The following is a 14,250-nucleotide window of genomic DNA, read 5'->3' on the forward strand; positions in this document are numbered from 1 at the left end:
GACGCGCTCATGACCACGCCCCGCCTCTTCCTCTTCGCCCCCGCCAATGTCGCGCGCCGTGCCGAAGGCGCCATGGCCGCGGCCGCCGATGCCGCGATCCTGGACCTCGAGGATGCCGTTCCCCCGGGCGAGAAGACCGCCGCGCGCGATGCGCTCGCCCCGCTCCTCGCCACGCCCCGCAGCGGCACGGCGCTGCGCTATGTCCGCGTCAACGCCGCCACCACGCCGCTCTGCCTGGCCGACCTCCAGGCGGCGCTAGCCGCGGGCGCGGAGGGCATCGTGCTGCCCAAGGCCGACAATGCCGAGGACCTCGCCGCCTTCGCCTGGTCCTTCCGGCAGATCTGCGGAACGCTGAACCGCGACCCCGCCAGTATCGAGATCCTGCCGATCGTCGAGACCGCCCGCGGCCTCGTCCACCTCGCGCAGCTGCCCTGGCGCGCCTGCGGGATCAACCGCGTGGCCCTCGGCACAGTCGATCTGCTGGCCGATCTCGGCACCGGTGCCGCGGATACGGATGCCGCGATCCTGCATGCGCAGCGCCTCTGCGTGGCGGGCTCCCGCGCCGCGGGCCTCGCCGCGCCCATCGATGGCGTGCATCTCGACGTGAAGGATGCAGCGGGGGCGGAGGCCGCGATGCGCGCCAGCCTTGCCATCGGCTTCGGCGGCAAGCTCGCCATCCACCCCGCGCAGATCCCGCCACTCCGCGCCGGCCTGGTGCCGCCGGCCTCCGAGCTGGAATGGGCGAGGGAGGTGGACGCCGCCTATGCCGCCGCCCAGGCCAGCGGCAGCGGCGCCATCATCGTCCGCGGCAAGTTGGTGGACGAACCCGTCGCCAAGCGCGCCCGCGACCTCATCGCCATGGCCGGCGCCGCCTGACCACCCCGAAGCGACGCGGGGTGGTGGCAGCGCAGGCCATCACCCCAGCTTCGGCAACTCCACCCAGCGCCGCTCCGCCGCGCTCCGATACGCCGCCTCCGCCAGCTGCACGCCCTTCGCCCCTTCCACCAGCGGATAGGGGAAGGGCGCATCCTCCATGACGTGGCGGATGAACTTCTCCCACCCCGCGCGGTAGCTGTTCACCATCCCCGTCGGCACCGGCACCGGCGTCCAGTCATCGAAGAAGCTGCGGCTCATCTTGATGGCCGCCGAGATCGCCTCCACCGGCGTCTGCGCCTCCTCCTGGATCCAGCATTCATATGGGCCGCCCACGGCCGATCCCTTGGTCCCGTCCACCTGGATCTGGATGCCCGCGTCGCGCCGCACCCGCGTCGCCCAGGAACAGTTCACGGAGGCCATGACACCCCCCGCCAGCTCCAGCTTGGCGAAGACCGCATCCTCCACATCCACGTCATAGGGCTCGCCGCGCTCATCCCGCCTGCGGGGAATCTGCGTGCGCGCCACGGCGGAAACCGCCTGCACCTCGCCCACCAGGTGGTCCAGCATGTAGCGCCAATGCGGGAACATATCGAGGATCAGCCCGCCGCCATCCTTCTTCCGGTAGTTCCAGCTCGGCCGCTGGCCCGGATGCACCTCCCCATCCCAGATCCAGCGCCCCATCTCCAGCCGCACCTCCAGCAGCCTTCCGAGCCGCCCGGACCGGATCAGCGATTGCAGCGTCGCGAAGCCCGGCAGGAACAGCTTGTCCTGCACCGTGCCGTGCTTCACCCCCGCCGCATCCGCGGCCGCGACCAGCGCCATCGCGGTCGGCACATCGGGCGCGATCGGCTTGTCCGTGTAGATGTGCTTGCCGGCCGCGATGGCGCGCTTCAGCACCTCCACGCGCCCGCCCGTCGCGCCGACATCGAAGAACAGCGTGTCCTCCGCATTCGCCAGCGCCGCGCCCATGTCGTCCGTGAAGCGGGAGAAGCCCGTGGCCTGCGCCACCGGCGCCAGGCGTTCGGCGGACCGCCCGAGCAACATCACATCCGGCATCACGCGGTCGCCGTTGGACAGCGGCAGCCCGCCTTCCTCCCGCATCGCCACCAGCGCCGGCAGGTGCTGCCGCCGCGCCAATTCGCCCGTGGCGCCGTTGACGATGATGCCGAGCCTGCGCACAGCCATGCCGCATTTCCCTGGAACAGTCCTCGGGCCGGACGCTAGGCGAAGCACCACGACGCGTCCACGCACCACCGTCACGCTTCCCGCCGCCGCGCCGCGCCCCTATTGTTGCGGGCACTGATCCCGGCGGTGCGGTCCGCCGGCGCAACGAGCGCGGCCTGGGCCGCAGGCGGGGTCCATGCTGCCGAGGGAGCTGTCAGGCAAGTACGAGGCGCGCGGCACGCTCGGCGCCGGGGCCATGGGCACGGTGGTCGAGGCCTTCGACCGCATGATCGAACGCCGCGTCGCCGTGAAGCTGGTGAAGCTGCCGGAAGGCGGGGACGCCGAATCGCAGGAAGCCCATGCGCGCTTCCGGCGGGAGGCCCAGGCCGCGGGCCGCCTCAGCCACCCCAACATCGTCGGCGTCTACGATTACGGCGAGAATGCCGATACCGCCTGGATCGTGATGGAGATGGTGGAGGGCGGCTCGCTCAAATCCATCATCGACCGCGGCGACCGCATGCCGGTGGCGGAGGTGGTGCGGCTGATGGACCAGATCCTCGCCGCGCTGGCCTATTCGCATGGCCGCGGCGTGGTGCACCGGGACATCAAGCCTGCCAACATCATGCTGGCCGGCGACCGCGCGGTGAAGATCGCGGATTTCGGCATCGCGCGCATCGAGAATTCCTCGATGACGCAGGTCGGCACCGTGATGGGCACTCCCGCCTACATGGCGCCCGAACAGCTGCGCGGCGAGGCGGTGGATGCCCGCGCCGACATCTGGGCTGCCGGCGTCGTGCTCTACCAGCTGCTGACGGGCGAGAAGCCCTTCGAGGGCAACTACACCGCCCTGATGCACCGGGTCCTGAACACCGACCCGCCCCCGCCGAGCCAGCTTGCCGTCAGCGCCCCGCGCGGCTTCGACGCCGTGCTGGCCCGTGCGCTGGCCAAGCGCCCCGATGACCGGTTTCCGACGGCGACTGCCTTCGCCGAGGCGATCCGCGCGGCGGGCGCGGGCGCCAGCGCGGCGCCGGAGCCGACGGGCTTCGCCGACGCCGGCAAGCTGCCCGGCCTGGACGATGCGACCATGGTCGCGACCCAGTCCCGCCCGCCCATCCCGCCACCATCGCCGGCCGCGCCACCGCCGCCCGCAAAGTCCGGCGGCGCCTCACCGGCGCTCATCGGGGGCGGCCTGGCCGTGCTGGTTGCCGCCGGTGCCGCCGCCTTCTTCCTGATGGGCAAGGACCCCGCGCCGGGCCCGGTCACCAGCCTGCCGCCGACCGCCAGCGATCCCGCGACCCCCGCGGCGCCACCGCCCGCGCCGCCCAGCGTCACGCCGCCTGCCACCCAGGCTGCCGCGCCCACGCCAAGCCAGCCCGTCGCGCCGCCCGCCCTCGAGGCCCCCGCGGCAACCACGCCGCCGCCCGGACTCGGCGTGCTGGCGCCGCCCACGCCCTCCGCCAGCCCTGCCGCGCCACCGGCCCCGCTGCCGGCGCCGGCGGCCGTCGCACCGCCGCCCGCCCTGCCGCCCTCCGTGCCGCCAGCAGCCCTCCAGCCCCAACCGCTGCCCCAGCCCCCGGCGCAGCCCGGCCCGGTCGCCAGCACGCCCCAGCCGGCGCCGCAGCCCCAGGCCCAGCCCGCGCCGCAACCGGCCCCGCAGCCCGCCGCGCCCTTGCCGCCCGTCATCGCCTCGCCGCAACCCGCCCCGGCCAAGCCCCCGGCGGAGGCGACGCCGGCGCCCAGCACCACGCCCGCCCCGGGACCGGTGATCGCGTCGCTGCCGACACCCGCCCCCCAGCCGACACAACAGCCGGCCCCCCAGCCTGCCCCGACCGCCGCGCCGGTTCCGCCCCGCATCGATTTCCGCGCGGCTGCCCAGGCCGCCGCCGCGGCCCCGCCCTGCAGCCTGCTGGACGGCGTCTCCACTGACCAGGCGCTCAGCGTATCCGGCGTTCTGCGCCGCGGCGGAGAGGCGCAGATCCGCCGCGTCCTCGCCGACCGCGCCGTACCGAGCAGCGCCGCCACCCTGAACCTGCAGAATTTCGAGGGCCCCTATTGCGGCGCGCTCGATGTCCTCCGCCAGGTCGCCGCCCCCGCCGGCGCCACGCCGCGCGTCCAGATCGTTGGCATCCAGCCGCTGCAGCATGCGGAGTTGCTGCGCCTCGATGTCCAGATGCCGGACCGGGCGAGCCACCTCTATGTCAGCTACATCATGAAGTCGAACGAGATCGTACATCTCGTCCCCTCCCAGCCCCAGGCGCCGGGCGCCCGCGTGCGCCTTGGCGATCCCCGCCCCGGTTTCCCGGGGTGGGAGGTGGATGAGCCCTACGGCACCGACCTCATCGTCGTCTTCGCCTCCGAGCGTCCCCTGTTCGCCCAGCCCCGCCCGGTGATCGAGCCGCTGGACGACTACCTTGCCGCCCTCGGCACCGCGCTGCGCGATGCGCGCATGCAGAACAGCCAGGTGGCGGCGCGGGCGGTGGTGGTGGAGACGGTGCAGCGGCGCTGAGCCGGCAGGGCTGGCGCGTCAGTCTTCGCCGTCGTCACCGTCCCAGATAGGTCCGCGGCTTTCGCTGCCCACCGCGGTGGCGATCTGCCACGTCACGGCGAGCGGCTCCCGCACGATGCCATGCAGCATCATCGCATCCGCCAGCCTCCGGCCCAGCCAGTCCGGCGCCGGGGCGAGATGGTGCTCCCGCAGCACGCAATCGATGCGCCAATGCGGCCTGAGGACTTCCGGCGCTGCCACGCCGGGCCACACGAAGTACTTCGCGACAGGCGTATACATCGCTCCTGTGCCGACGGCCGGCCAGCGCGTCACGTGATGGATCTCGCCATGCAGGAACTGGCCCGCGCCGTCCGGCTTGGCGACGAACTCCTCGGCGATGACGATCTCCCGCATGAGGGCAGGCTGCCATAGGGCGCGCGGCACGTCACCCGCGGCCCAGGAATCCCTGGCATCCATAAGCATGTTTCTGCTATGTTCTGTGAGCCACGCGAAAACCTGCGCCTGCTCTCCCACTGGCATCCGCCGCGACATTCATCCGGATGAAATCGCCATTCATCCAGTCAGACACGCGAAATTCGTTGCTAAATGCACCTAATCGGCTTAAGTCGTAGTACTGGCCTTTTGGGCCGCGACCGTCACTCCAGCCCGGGCGCGCCCCGCCGCATCAGCGCCCGCATCCGCGCCACCTGCTCCGCCGGCAGGCCGAGATGCGCCGGGCTGAAGAAGCGCGGATCGGGGGTGTGCAGCAGATAGGCCTGCGCCTCGTCCAGCATCACCTCCTCATTGCTGCGGTCATACTGCTCCCGCGCCAGGAACTGCCGAAAGGCCTCGCGCTCCGCCTCGGTGAAGCCCGCCCGCCACACCCGGCGGATATGCTCGGCATAGGCGGGGCGGGTGGCGAAATAGCCGTGGCTGAGCTCATGCCGCAGCACGCTGGCCCGGGCGCTGGCATCCATCAGTGGCCCCGGCGCGGCCATGGAGATGACGGCGATCTCCCGGTCCCGCGGCACCAGCCCGCGCGCCAGGCGGAACTGCGCCTCCACCCAGGCCTCGTCGGGGGACAGCGCCAGCCCGTCCCGCGCCGCAAGGGCGAAGAAGCGCTCCAGCTCCGCGCCGCGGTAGTTGTGGCCGTAATAGTAGGTGGCGGGCGTGTCCCCCGCACGGACGATGGCGGCCGCCAGCTCCTCGGGCGTCAGCACCCGGTCGCGCGGCAGCCCGGCCTTCTCCACCAGCGCCGCCACCCGGTTCAGCGCGGCGCCCTGCTGTTCCAGGCTCGGGAAGTCGATGATGAAGATCGATGTCTCGTCTGCCAGGCGCAGCATGGTCGGCACGGTCGCCCGATGCCCCAGGATGGAGGGGAGGTCCATCAGCACCGGCATCCGCGCCAGGCGGGAAGGCGGTTCCGGTACGGGCGCGGGGGGTGCGGGCGTTGTCGCGACAGGCGGGGCGGGGGCCGACGCGATCGGTGGCGCCGAGGGCGGCACCGGCGCGGGCGCAGGCGCCTCCGCCCCCGGCGCCAGCAGCGTCCACCACAGCAGCCCGGCCGCGCCGCCCGCCGCCACCACGCCCATCACCGCCAGCAGCGCCGGCGCCGGTCCAGGCCGCCGCGGCGGTGGTGGGGGCGGCGGCGCCGGACTGCCCCAGCTCAACGGCTCCGCCGCGGGCGCCGGGCGGGCCGGCGTCACGCGGATGGTGTCGTCCTCGCCGCTCATCGGACCCTCCGCGGGGCTGGCCTCAATCGTCGAGGTTGATCACCTGCACCCGACGGTTCCGCGGCTCGTCCCAGCCATCCGGCGTCGGCACCAGCAGCCTCGTCTCGCCCAGGCCGATCGCCTCCAGCCGCCCGGGCGCCACGCCGTGCTTGGCCACGAGGTAGCCCCGCACCGCCTCCGCCCGCCGTTCCGACAGGCGCTGGTTGCTGGTGGCATCGCCCACGCTGTCGGTATGGCCCTCGATCCGGAAGCGATAGGGCGCCAGGTCCGGGGAGGACAATGCCCGGCCGAGCGGCGCCAGCGTCGCCTCCGCCTGCGGCGTCAGCATTGCCGATCCGCTGGGGAAGGTGACGGTGATGGACACCGCCGCGACCCCCGCCGGCGCCGTGGTGCCCGGCGCCACGGAGGCGACTGGTGGCGCTGCCTCCGGCTTGCCGGCACTGGCGCCGGGCGCCGGCGTCTGGGGCGGGAAGCCCGGGCTCGGCGTCGCGGGCAGGTCCGGGGAAGGCACGGCGGCCGGGGCCACCGGCGCCGCGGGCGGCGTCGCATCGGCCGGCGCAGGCAGGCGGATGCCGCGGGTGCGGGGGCGCAGCTGCTCGATCAGCTCCAGCGCCGCCGGGTCCCGCTGCGCCAGGGCCGGCGCCGGCACGCCGAGCCCGGAGACCAGCAGCAACCCGGCCAGGGGAAGGGAAGCACGTCGCATGGGTCGTCTCCTCGAAAAGCGCGGCGCCGCAGCGCCGGAAATCCTGTCGACCGCGCCATGTCGGCGCGATGGCATCGGCGTGGTCATGCGATGCCCATCGCCCGCCAGACCGGCCAGCGTTCCCGCAGCATCGTCACGATCGCCTCCTGCAGCCAGGCCAAGGCCTCCGCGGGCGGCGGGGGGCCAGGCGGCAGCAGGCGGCCCATCAGCCCCTGCAGGTCGACCGCGCCCTCAGGCCCCGGCGGCTGTTCGGCCATCAGCGTCGCGACCGCGACCTCCAGCGGATCCGCGAACAGCCCGCCGCCCACCACCGGCGTCGCCAGCGCCAGGCGGGTGCCCTCGCCGGCCAGGGGACTCACGCCATGCGGCGCCAGGCGGCGCATGGAGGCCGCATTCATCCGCCGCGCCGCGGCCATCGCCCCCGCCGTGACCGTGCCGGGATGCTGCCAGAGCGGCATGGCGAGGTGACTGCCCGCCAGCATCGCCAGCGTCTCCTGCGGCGTGGCACCCCCGCAGCCCGGCAGGGCGCGCAGCGCGCCGATGGTCTGCGGGCCGCGCGACAGGGCTTCGCGCATCGGATCGATGATCTGCGGCGGCAGCACCGCCTCGCCCGCCTGCGCGATCAGCTTCACGTCGCGCCGCGCCAGGTTGGTCAGCACCAGCTCGATCCCATCCGTCGCCGCCTCCGCGCCGATGCGCCGGACGCCGCGGACGAAGACGTCGCGCCGGAAGGCGCGCGGCACGCAGAGATCCGTCACCAACTCCCGCGCCGCCTGGTCCGGTGCCTCCCGCCACAGCGCCTGCTGCGCGGCCGACAGCGTCATGGAGGGGAAGTTCTCCGACAGCGTCGCACTGCCCGCGAACTGGCAATGCGCGCCGGCCATCGCGGAGGCGACATCGGCGAAGAAGGCGGGGCGCCAATGCTCGGTGGCGAATTCATGCAGCAGGTAGCCGGGGCGCGCCGCGCCCATCTCGCCGGCCAGCAGGCTGCGCCAGACCGAGGGCAGGAGGTGCTTCGCCTCCGCCGCCACCAGCTTCTGCACCTGGTCGCGCGCCGCGGCGAAGGCATCGGTGCCGGGCGGGGCACTGGCCAGCATCCCGCGCACCAGCCGCCACAGCGCGAGCCCCGTCGCCGAGCCCGGCATGGCATTGTAGGTCAGCAGCACCACGCCGCCCGGTTCCAGGCGGCGCCTGATCAGCCGCAGCACGCCATCCCGCACCCGGTCATCCACCCAGGACCAGAGGCCGTGGATCAGGATCAGGTCGAAGGGCGGCATCGCCTCCAGCGCCGCGCCATCCAGCTCCGCCAGGTCCGTCTCCTCGAAGCGGACATTGGAGAGGCCGGCTTCGCGCGCGAAGGATCGCGCCTCCGCGATATGGGCGGGGTTGTAGTCGAGCCCGATGACCTCCGCCGCCGGGCAGCCCGCGGCCAGGATGTTGGCGGAGTAGCCGCTGCCGCAGCCGATCTCGGCGATGCGCAGCGGCGTCTCCGGCCCGACCTCCCACGCCACGCCCATCATCGCCAGCATGGCCCGGAGGTGGGCGGGGGATTGGAAGCCGTGCCAGGCGGGCGGGTAGGGTTCCGCCACGGGGTAGCCGCGGGACCAGGCGGCCGGGGTGCTCATGCGGTCAGTCTCTCGGTCTGGGGGGCGATCGGGCTCAGCATCGCCTCGGCGGCGTCGCGCTTGCGGGGTCGGGGACTGGTCATCCAGCTGGTCCAGCCGAGCCGCGCGCCCTGCGCGCCGCCCAGCGCCAGCTTCGGCACGGCATCGGCGGCCAGGATGGGGTTGAAGGCGAAATCCTGCTCGAGCCCGAGTTGCAGCCTCACCAGCTCCACCAGCCGCCCATGCAGGGGCGACCCGGGCAGCAGCGCCTGGAATTGCGTGAGGCTCAGCGGGCCGAGTTCGATCAGGAAGCGCGCCGAGGGGTCCCAGATCTGCGCCCCCGCCGCGACATCCACGCCAAGCTGCCCGCCGCCCAGCTTCCGCCCGCCACGCGGCAGGCGCGACTGTTCGGAAGGCGGCAACCGCACCCAGCCGCCGGCGAACTCCACGATCCTCACAGGAACGCCGGCTTCCTCCGACAGCAGGCCCCGCAGCCGTTCCGCGCTGCGGCTGCGGGAGGCCAGCGCGCCGGCGTGGTAGAGCAGCGCCGGCAGCGGCGTCGCCAGCCGCTGCACCAGGTGCGGCGTGCCGAGCCCGGCCGCCGCCGCCAGCACGCGCTCCGCCGGTTCGGGGTTCCGCGCCGGGCGATACTTGGCGCCCGCCTTGACGAACAGCCCCGTGAAGCGCCGCGCCAGCAGGTCGAGGAAGCGGTGCAGCGCGGTCGATCGCCGCCGCGCCTCCGCCCCCACCAGCGCCGTGTAGTGCCGCGGCAGCACGCCACCGGGTCCGATCAGCCCGAAGGTCGGCGTGGTGATCTGCCCTTCCTCCGGCGCCACGGCCGAAACCTCGCCCCCCGGTGCGCCGAGCCGCGGGCTGGTGCGGAAATCGATCTCCGTCGGGTCCCGCCCCGGCGCAACAACGGCCGCCGCCTGGTCCAGGCTGAAACGCGCGGGCTCCCGCTTCAGGCGATCGAGCGGCGAGGGCTCCGTCACAGCAGCACCCGCGTGCCGCTACGCGCCGGCCAGGCGGCGACGGTGCCGCCCCGGCCGCGCAGGCTGACGCCCGTGCGGACGAAGGCATTCACGGAGACCTGCAGCGCCAGGAAGCGCTCCAGCACCCCCGCCAGCAGGAACAGCCCACCCGCCGTCCAGGCCTGCGGCTCGAAGGTCAGGGTGACATCGAGCCCGCGCGCGAAGCTGCCCGGCCGCACGCCCGGCAGCCGCGCGACACCGGGCCGGGCATTGACGGAAACCAGGCCCTCCAGCGCCAGCCGCGTCTCCGCCGTGTCGCGGAGGTCATGCAGCCGCATCATCTCCCGCAGCGCCATCGCCGCCTCCGCGCCGCCGGTGACGCCGAGGTGGTTGAGCGCGAGGTGCGAGACGAGGCGCCAGCCGCTGCGCTCCCGCAGTTGCGGCCGCAGCGTCGGCGTGGGCGGGGAGAGGCATTCGGCGCCCGCGGCCGGCGCCGTGGGGTCCGTGATGCGCAGCCGCGGCTGCCCGCCGCCGAAGGGCAGCAGGGAGGGCAGGTCGCGGTTGCAGCACAGCGCATCGATGCCCAGCACGCCATCGGCCGGCAGCGCCGGGTCGAAATGCGGGTCGCGCAGCATCAGCCGTGTCTCGCTGCCGCCCAGCACGCCGGGGGCGGGGCGCCTTGCGGCGATCCAGTGCACACCCTGCGCCGCCTGATCCGCCCCTTCCTCATGCCGCAGGCGGTGGAAGGCCGGCACGCGCTTGGGTCGGGGATCTTCCGGCCGGCTCTGCCGCACCGTCTCCACCGCATAGACCTCCAGCGCCGCGGGCCGCCGCGCATCGGGCACCACCAGCCAATCGCTCTGCGTGCCATCCAGCGCGATGGGCTCGCAGGGCTGGCGGAAGAGGTTGATGGCGGGCGTGCAGCCCAGCGCGATGTGCTCGGCGGAGACGCTGCGCTCCAACTCCGGCACGGCGCGGGAGAGGTAGATGAAGACCTCCATCCGCCCGCTGCGCTGCACCAGGCTGCGCGCCTCCAGCCCGTCCAGCTCCAGGTAGAGGAACTTCTCGGGGAAGGCGAAGTACTCGGTCAGCAGCCGGTGGCCGGTGAAGGCGCGGGGCGGCCAGGGCAGGGCGGCCTCCTCCGGCTCGAACCCCGCATGGCGCAGGCATTCCCGCGGCAGCAGCGTCGGCCGCGGGTCGCCCGGCCCATCCGCCAGAGCGATGCCGATGGTGGCGGTGCAGAGCAGTTCCAGCAGCTGCGTCGGCAGCGGTGCAGCGCCGCGCAGGTGCAGCCTCAACCGGTCGAGCCCCGTGGCCGCGATCCGCAGGTCCGGCAGCGTCGTCGCCAGCGTGAGCCGCAGCACCGCGACGGCGCCGGCGGCCTGCGGGTTGGCCGGTGCGGGCAGCGGCAGGCCGGACAGCCGCGCGGCCTCCACCGCGATGGGCCACAGCGTCACGTCGTGGCAGGTGCGGTAGGTCAGGCGTTCGCCGCGCACCGGCTCCGTCTCCACCGGCGTGCCGCGCGGCACGAGCGACGCGCCCATCGCTTCCGGCTTCGCCAGCAGCCGCAGCGTGGTCATGGAGGGTACCGGCGCCAGGAGATGCGGGCAGAGCAGTTCGAGCAGCGCATCCGTCAGCTCCGGCAGCTCGTCATCCAGCCGGTGCTGCACCCGCGCGGCCAGGAAGGCGACGCCTTCCAGCAGCCGCTCGACATGCGGGTCGTCCACCGCATCGGGGGTCATGCGCAACCGGCCGGCGACCTTCGGATTGGCCTCCGCGAACTCCCCCGCCAGGCGACGGATCGCGGCGAGCTCCCGGTTGTAGAAGGGAAGGAGGTCGTCCGACACCGTCAGCCCTCCCGCACCGTCACGTCGCGGGACACCGGCTCAAGCAGCGTCTCGAAGCTCACGGGTTCCGGCACCGGGTCCGCGCGCAGCACGCCTTCCACCTTCAGCCGCAGCGCGCGGCCGAGATTCTCGTCATCCTCGATCAGCGTCACATGCACCGCCATCAGCCGCGGCTCGAAGCGCCGGATCGTCGCCTCCACCTCCCGCGCCAAAGCGAGGCGGCGTTCCGGCACGGCATAGGCGCCGGACGTCGCATCGGGAATCCCGTAGCCCAGCGGCGAGGCCTGCAACTCTGGCAGATGCGCCGGCAGCGGCAACCGCCGGCGCCGCGCATTCAGCACCGCCTCCAGGTCGCGCCGCACCGCGTTGCGCAGCAGGTCGAGCGCCATGGCGGCGCTTGGTGGCGGCGGTTCCGGCGTGGCCGGATCCGCATCCAGCAGGCGGTCGAGCAGCGGCAGCCGCGCCCGCTGGACGGGTGCGCGCGGACCGCTGCCGGGTCGGCTGCCGCTCAATCGAACACCAGCGTCGTGGCACTGGCGATCGGCAGGGCTTCCTCGCCCGCCAGCAGCACGCGCTGGCCGCGGCCACGGACCGGGCCCGCATCCTCCGTCCAATCCGTGGCGCGGCCGAGCTTCAAGCCATTGTCGCTCTCCGGGCCTGGATAAAGCGCGGGCATGAAGACCACGCCCTCCGTCCCGTCCTTCAGCTCGATCATGGTGCGTCGCCAGTAAAGGTCGCGCGGCCGGCGCGGCGGATCGAAGCTCAGCGAGCGCAAGCGTTCAACCGGCACCAGCATGTGTTCGCCGGCGGTGGTCAGCACCTCGAACTCCGCCGCCATCAGATCATCGGCGTCGCGGAGGTCGTCGAAGGCGGTGTCGCCGGCCTTGCCGGGCGTGCGCGGCCGCAGCGCCTCGGCCTCCGCCGCCGCCTCGGCCGACGCCGCCAGGTCACCGGCGCGGAGCGCAATGCGGGCGCGGAGCGCCGCCTGCTGGGCGGGTGTCGCGTCATCGCCCTGGTACTTCGGCGCACGGCCCTCCCGCAGCACCTGGCCGCGCACGACTTCCGCGCGCAGCAGCCGCCGGAACTCCAGCACGGCGGGGTTCGGTTCATGCAGCGCGGCGGCGTCCAGCATGCGGTCGGCGCGCTCCGCCTCTCCGCTGAACAGCATGAGCTCCGCCAGCAGCCAGCGCGCATCGGCATCGGCCGGCGCGGCCTTCACCGCGGCGGTAGCGGCGGCGAGCGCGCCGGCCAGGTCTCCGGCGCGGAAGGCATCCCCTGCGGTGGTCATCGTCCTGTCTTCCCTGCCTCTGTCATGGATCACGCCGCGGCGCGGCGGGGGGCGAATTCGGTGACGAGGCGGAAGGCGGCGCCGACCTCGTCCAGCTGGTGATGCGGCTGCAGGTGCACGGTGCAGCCATAGACGCCGGGCTTGCCGCGACGCTCCCGCACCTCGACCTTCGCGTTCAGGAGGGGATACTTCGCCGTCACTTCCGCGCCGCCGGTGCCAAGGCCGCTGATGAAGCGGTTGAGCCACTTCTGCAGCTCCGCCTCAACATCCTCGGCCTCCCGACCCGATCCGACCATGTCCCGCCCCATCAGCTTGATGCAATGGGCGAAGCGGCTGACGCAGAGCAGCGTGTTCACCTGGGTCGAGAGGCGCTGATTGGCCTCCGCGATCGCGGTGTTCATGCGCGGCGGGCGGTGCAGGGAGGGCAGGGCGCCGAAGCTGGCTTCCGCCAGCCCTTCCAGCGCCGAGAGCGGAATCAGGCGGCCATCGCTGATCTGCCGCTCCTGCTCGTCGGTCAAGGCAAGGTCGAGCGGCGCGCGCGGCGGTGGACCGTGGGGCGGATCGGAGGCGAAGCGCTCCCAGGCCAGGCCATCGACCACACCCCCGACCGCATCCTGTTGCGGCTCCGCACCACGCACCTCGCCCGGCCAGCCAAAGCGGTCGAAGGCGCGGATGGCGACGGCGGCCAGCGCATAGACGGGCGTGGTCCAGACCCGCTGCGCGGCGCCCGCGGCATGGCCGCGATAGCGGAAGCGATCCGCGCGCGCGCCGTCATCCGCCCAGGGCGCACGGGCCAGCACGCGGGGCAGCGCGACGCAGAGAAAGCGCATGTCGTCCTGCGCGGCCGCATTGCGCCAGCGCGCATGTTCCGGCCCCTGCAGCACGCTGGCGATGTCGAAAGCCGGCGCCGCTTCCGCAAAGCTGTCGAGCCCGACGAGTTCCGGCGAGGCTGCGAAAACGATGGGCGTGAAGGACGCCGCCGCGACCCCCGCCAGCGCCGTCAACGCGCCGACATCGTCGGTGGGATGGCTGGGGGCGGGCAGGTGGCGGATCTCGTAGTCGGCCGCGATCAGCCCGAAGGGCTCGCCGCCAGCGGTGCCGAACTCCTCCTCATAGATCTTGCGGAACATCTGGCTCTGGTCGAATTCGACGGCGCGTTCCAGGTCACGGCAGATTTCCGCCCAGCGTGCCGTCAGCATCTTCACGCGGATGCGCCCGCCGCTGCCAGGCAGGCGATCCACCAGCCAGGCGAGGCCGCGCCAGGATCCTTCCAGCCGGCGGAGCCGCGGCGCGTGCAGCACGGCATCGAGCTGCGCGGAAATCAGCCGGTCGATGGTCGCGACATCGCGGTCCAGCGCACCGCGCAGCGCCTCCGCGGGTTCCTCATCCCGTGCGATGACGGCGAGCCTGGCCTCGCCATACCAGGCCAGCAGGATCGCGGCGGCGTCCTGCTGCGCGATGAGGGAGGCCAGCGCTTCCCCGGCGCTGGCATCGGTCCGGCCGATGAACCGGCCGGCGAGGACCGCCTCTCTCAGCGGCGGCGGCGAAGCCTCCGCGGGCATGATCGGCGGTCCCGTGC

The 14,250-nt window shown here is 73.5% G+C and carries 12 protein-coding genes; 2 read left to right on the forward strand and 10 right to left on the reverse strand.

The genetic code is table 11. The features are described 5' to 3' along the window. The first annotated feature begins 9 nt into the window (after positions 1 to 9). On the forward strand, positions 10 to 876 hold the full coding sequence (locus tag G3576_RS07415; RefSeq protein WP_164693703.1) for an HpcH/HpaI aldolase/citrate lyase family protein: 867 nt from the start codon (positions 10 to 12) through the stop codon (positions 874 to 876). Positions 877 to 915: 39 nt separating this feature from the next. Here G3576_RS07415 and G3576_RS07420 read toward each other — a convergent pair whose 3' ends face one another. After that, positions 916 to 2,061 carry a Gfo/Idh/MocA family protein gene (locus G3576_RS07420; RefSeq protein WP_164693704.1) on the reverse strand — a complete coding sequence of 382 codons (1,146 nt, stop codon included), beginning with the start codon at positions 2,059 to 2,061 and terminating at the stop codon, positions 916 to 918. A gap of 175 nt (positions 2,062 to 2,236) precedes the next feature. On the opposite strand from G3576_RS07420, the gene G3576_RS32220 reads away from it, so the two are divergent. Further along, complete coding sequence (locus G3576_RS32220) at positions 2,237 to 4,546, forward strand: serine/threonine-protein kinase (RefSeq protein ID WP_164693705.1); 2,310 nt, start codon at positions 2,237 to 2,239, stop codon at positions 4,544 to 4,546. An 18-nt stretch (positions 4,547 to 4,564) separates the two neighbouring features. Here the strand turns inward: G3576_RS32220 and G3576_RS07430 are convergent, their stop codons facing one another. From G3576_RS07430 to tssC, 9 genes are all read right to left on the reverse strand, one after another. After that, on the reverse strand, positions 4,565 to 4,939 hold the full coding sequence (locus G3576_RS07430; RefSeq protein ID WP_164693706.1) for a hypothetical protein: 375 nt from the start codon (positions 4,937 to 4,939) through the stop codon (positions 4,565 to 4,567). Between the two features lie 242 nt (positions 4,940 to 5,181). After that, positions 5,182 to 6,258 (reverse strand): hypothetical protein, encoded by a 1,077-nt coding sequence (locus G3576_RS07435; RefSeq protein ID WP_164693707.1) that lies wholly within the window; start codon positions 6,256 to 6,258, stop codon positions 5,182 to 5,184. 22 nt (positions 6,259 to 6,280) lie between these two features. Continuing rightward, positions 6,281 to 6,961 (reverse strand): OmpA family protein, encoded by a 681-nt coding sequence (locus tag G3576_RS32225; protein ID WP_164693708.1) that lies wholly within the window; start codon positions 6,959 to 6,961, stop codon positions 6,281 to 6,283. A gap of 83 nt (positions 6,962 to 7,044) precedes the next feature. Beyond that, entirely contained in the window at positions 7,045 to 8,586 is a 1,542-nt protein-coding gene (locus tag G3576_RS07445) for a class I SAM-dependent methyltransferase (protein WP_164693709.1), read from the reverse strand. Continuing rightward, positions 8,583 to 9,557, reverse strand: coding sequence for a type VI secretion system baseplate subunit TssG (gene tssG, locus G3576_RS07450; RefSeq protein ID WP_164693710.1), 975 nt, complete (start codon positions 9,555 to 9,557; stop codon positions 8,583 to 8,585). The genes G3576_RS07445 and tssG overlap by 4 nt, the downstream gene beginning before the upstream one ends. Further along, positions 9,554 to 11,383 carry a type VI secretion system baseplate subunit TssF gene (gene tssF, locus G3576_RS07455; RefSeq protein ID WP_164693711.1) on the reverse strand — a complete coding sequence of 610 codons (1,830 nt, stop codon included), beginning with the start codon at positions 11,381 to 11,383 and terminating at the stop codon, positions 9,554 to 9,556. Before tssF ends, tssG begins: the two co-directional genes overlap by 4 nt. Before the next feature lie 2 nt (positions 11,384 to 11,385). Then, on the reverse strand, positions 11,386 to 11,895 hold the full coding sequence (gene tssE / locus G3576_RS07460) for a type VI secretion system baseplate subunit TssE (protein WP_164693712.1): 510 nt from the start codon (positions 11,893 to 11,895) through the stop codon (positions 11,386 to 11,388). Continuing rightward, positions 11,892 to 12,671 carry a type VI secretion system accessory protein TagJ gene (locus G3576_RS07465; RefSeq protein ID WP_164693713.1) on the reverse strand — a complete coding sequence of 260 codons (780 nt, stop codon included), beginning with the start codon at positions 12,669 to 12,671 and terminating at the stop codon, positions 11,892 to 11,894. The genes tssE and G3576_RS07465 overlap by 4 nt, the downstream gene beginning before the upstream one ends. 29 nt (positions 12,672 to 12,700) lie before the next feature. After that, complete coding sequence (tssC, locus tag G3576_RS07470) at positions 12,701 to 14,233, reverse strand: type VI secretion system contractile sheath large subunit (RefSeq protein WP_164693714.1); 1,533 nt, start codon at positions 14,231 to 14,233, stop codon at positions 12,701 to 12,703. Between the last annotated feature and the right edge of the window lie 17 nt (positions 14,234 to 14,250).

This window comes from Falsiroseomonas algicola (genome assembly GCF_011040385.1).
GTDB classification, from domain to species: domain Bacteria; phylum Pseudomonadota; class Alphaproteobacteria; order Acetobacterales; family Acetobacteraceae; genus Falsiroseomonas; species Falsiroseomonas algicola.

Coding starts and splice junctions, on each gene's coding strand:
- G3576_RS07430 (WP_164693706.1), bottom strand. CDS start 4,939: ATGCGGGAGATCGTCATCGCCGAGGAGTTCGTCGCCAAGCCGGACGGC.
- G3576_RS07415 (WP_164693703.1), top strand. CDS start 10: ATGACCACGCCCCGCCTCTTCCTCTTCGCCCCCGCCAATGTCGCGCGC.
- G3576_RS32225 (WP_164693708.1), bottom strand. CDS start 6,961: ATGCGACGTGCTTCCCTTCCCCTGGCCGGGTTGCTGCTGGTCTCCGGG.
- G3576_RS07445 (WP_164693709.1), bottom strand. CDS start 8,586: ATGAGCACCCCGGCCGCCTGGTCCCGCGGCTACCCCGTGGCGGAACCC.
- G3576_RS07465 (WP_164693713.1), bottom strand. CDS start 12,671: ATGACCACCGCAGGGGATGCCTTCCGCGCCGGAGACCTGGCCGGCGCG.
- tssC (WP_164693714.1), bottom strand. CDS start 14,233: ATGCCCGCGGAGGCTTCGCCGCCGCCGCTGAGAGAGGCGGTCCTCGCC.
- G3576_RS32220 (WP_164693705.1), top strand. CDS start 2,237: ATGCTGCCGAGGGAGCTGTCAGGCAAGTACGAGGCGCGCGGCACGCTC.
- G3576_RS07420 (WP_164693704.1), bottom strand. CDS start 2,061: ATGGCTGTGCGCAGGCTCGGCATCATCGTCAACGGCGCCACGGGCGAA.
- G3576_RS07435 (WP_164693707.1), bottom strand. CDS start 6,258: ATGAGCGGCGAGGACGACACCATCCGCGTGACGCCGGCCCGCCCGGCG.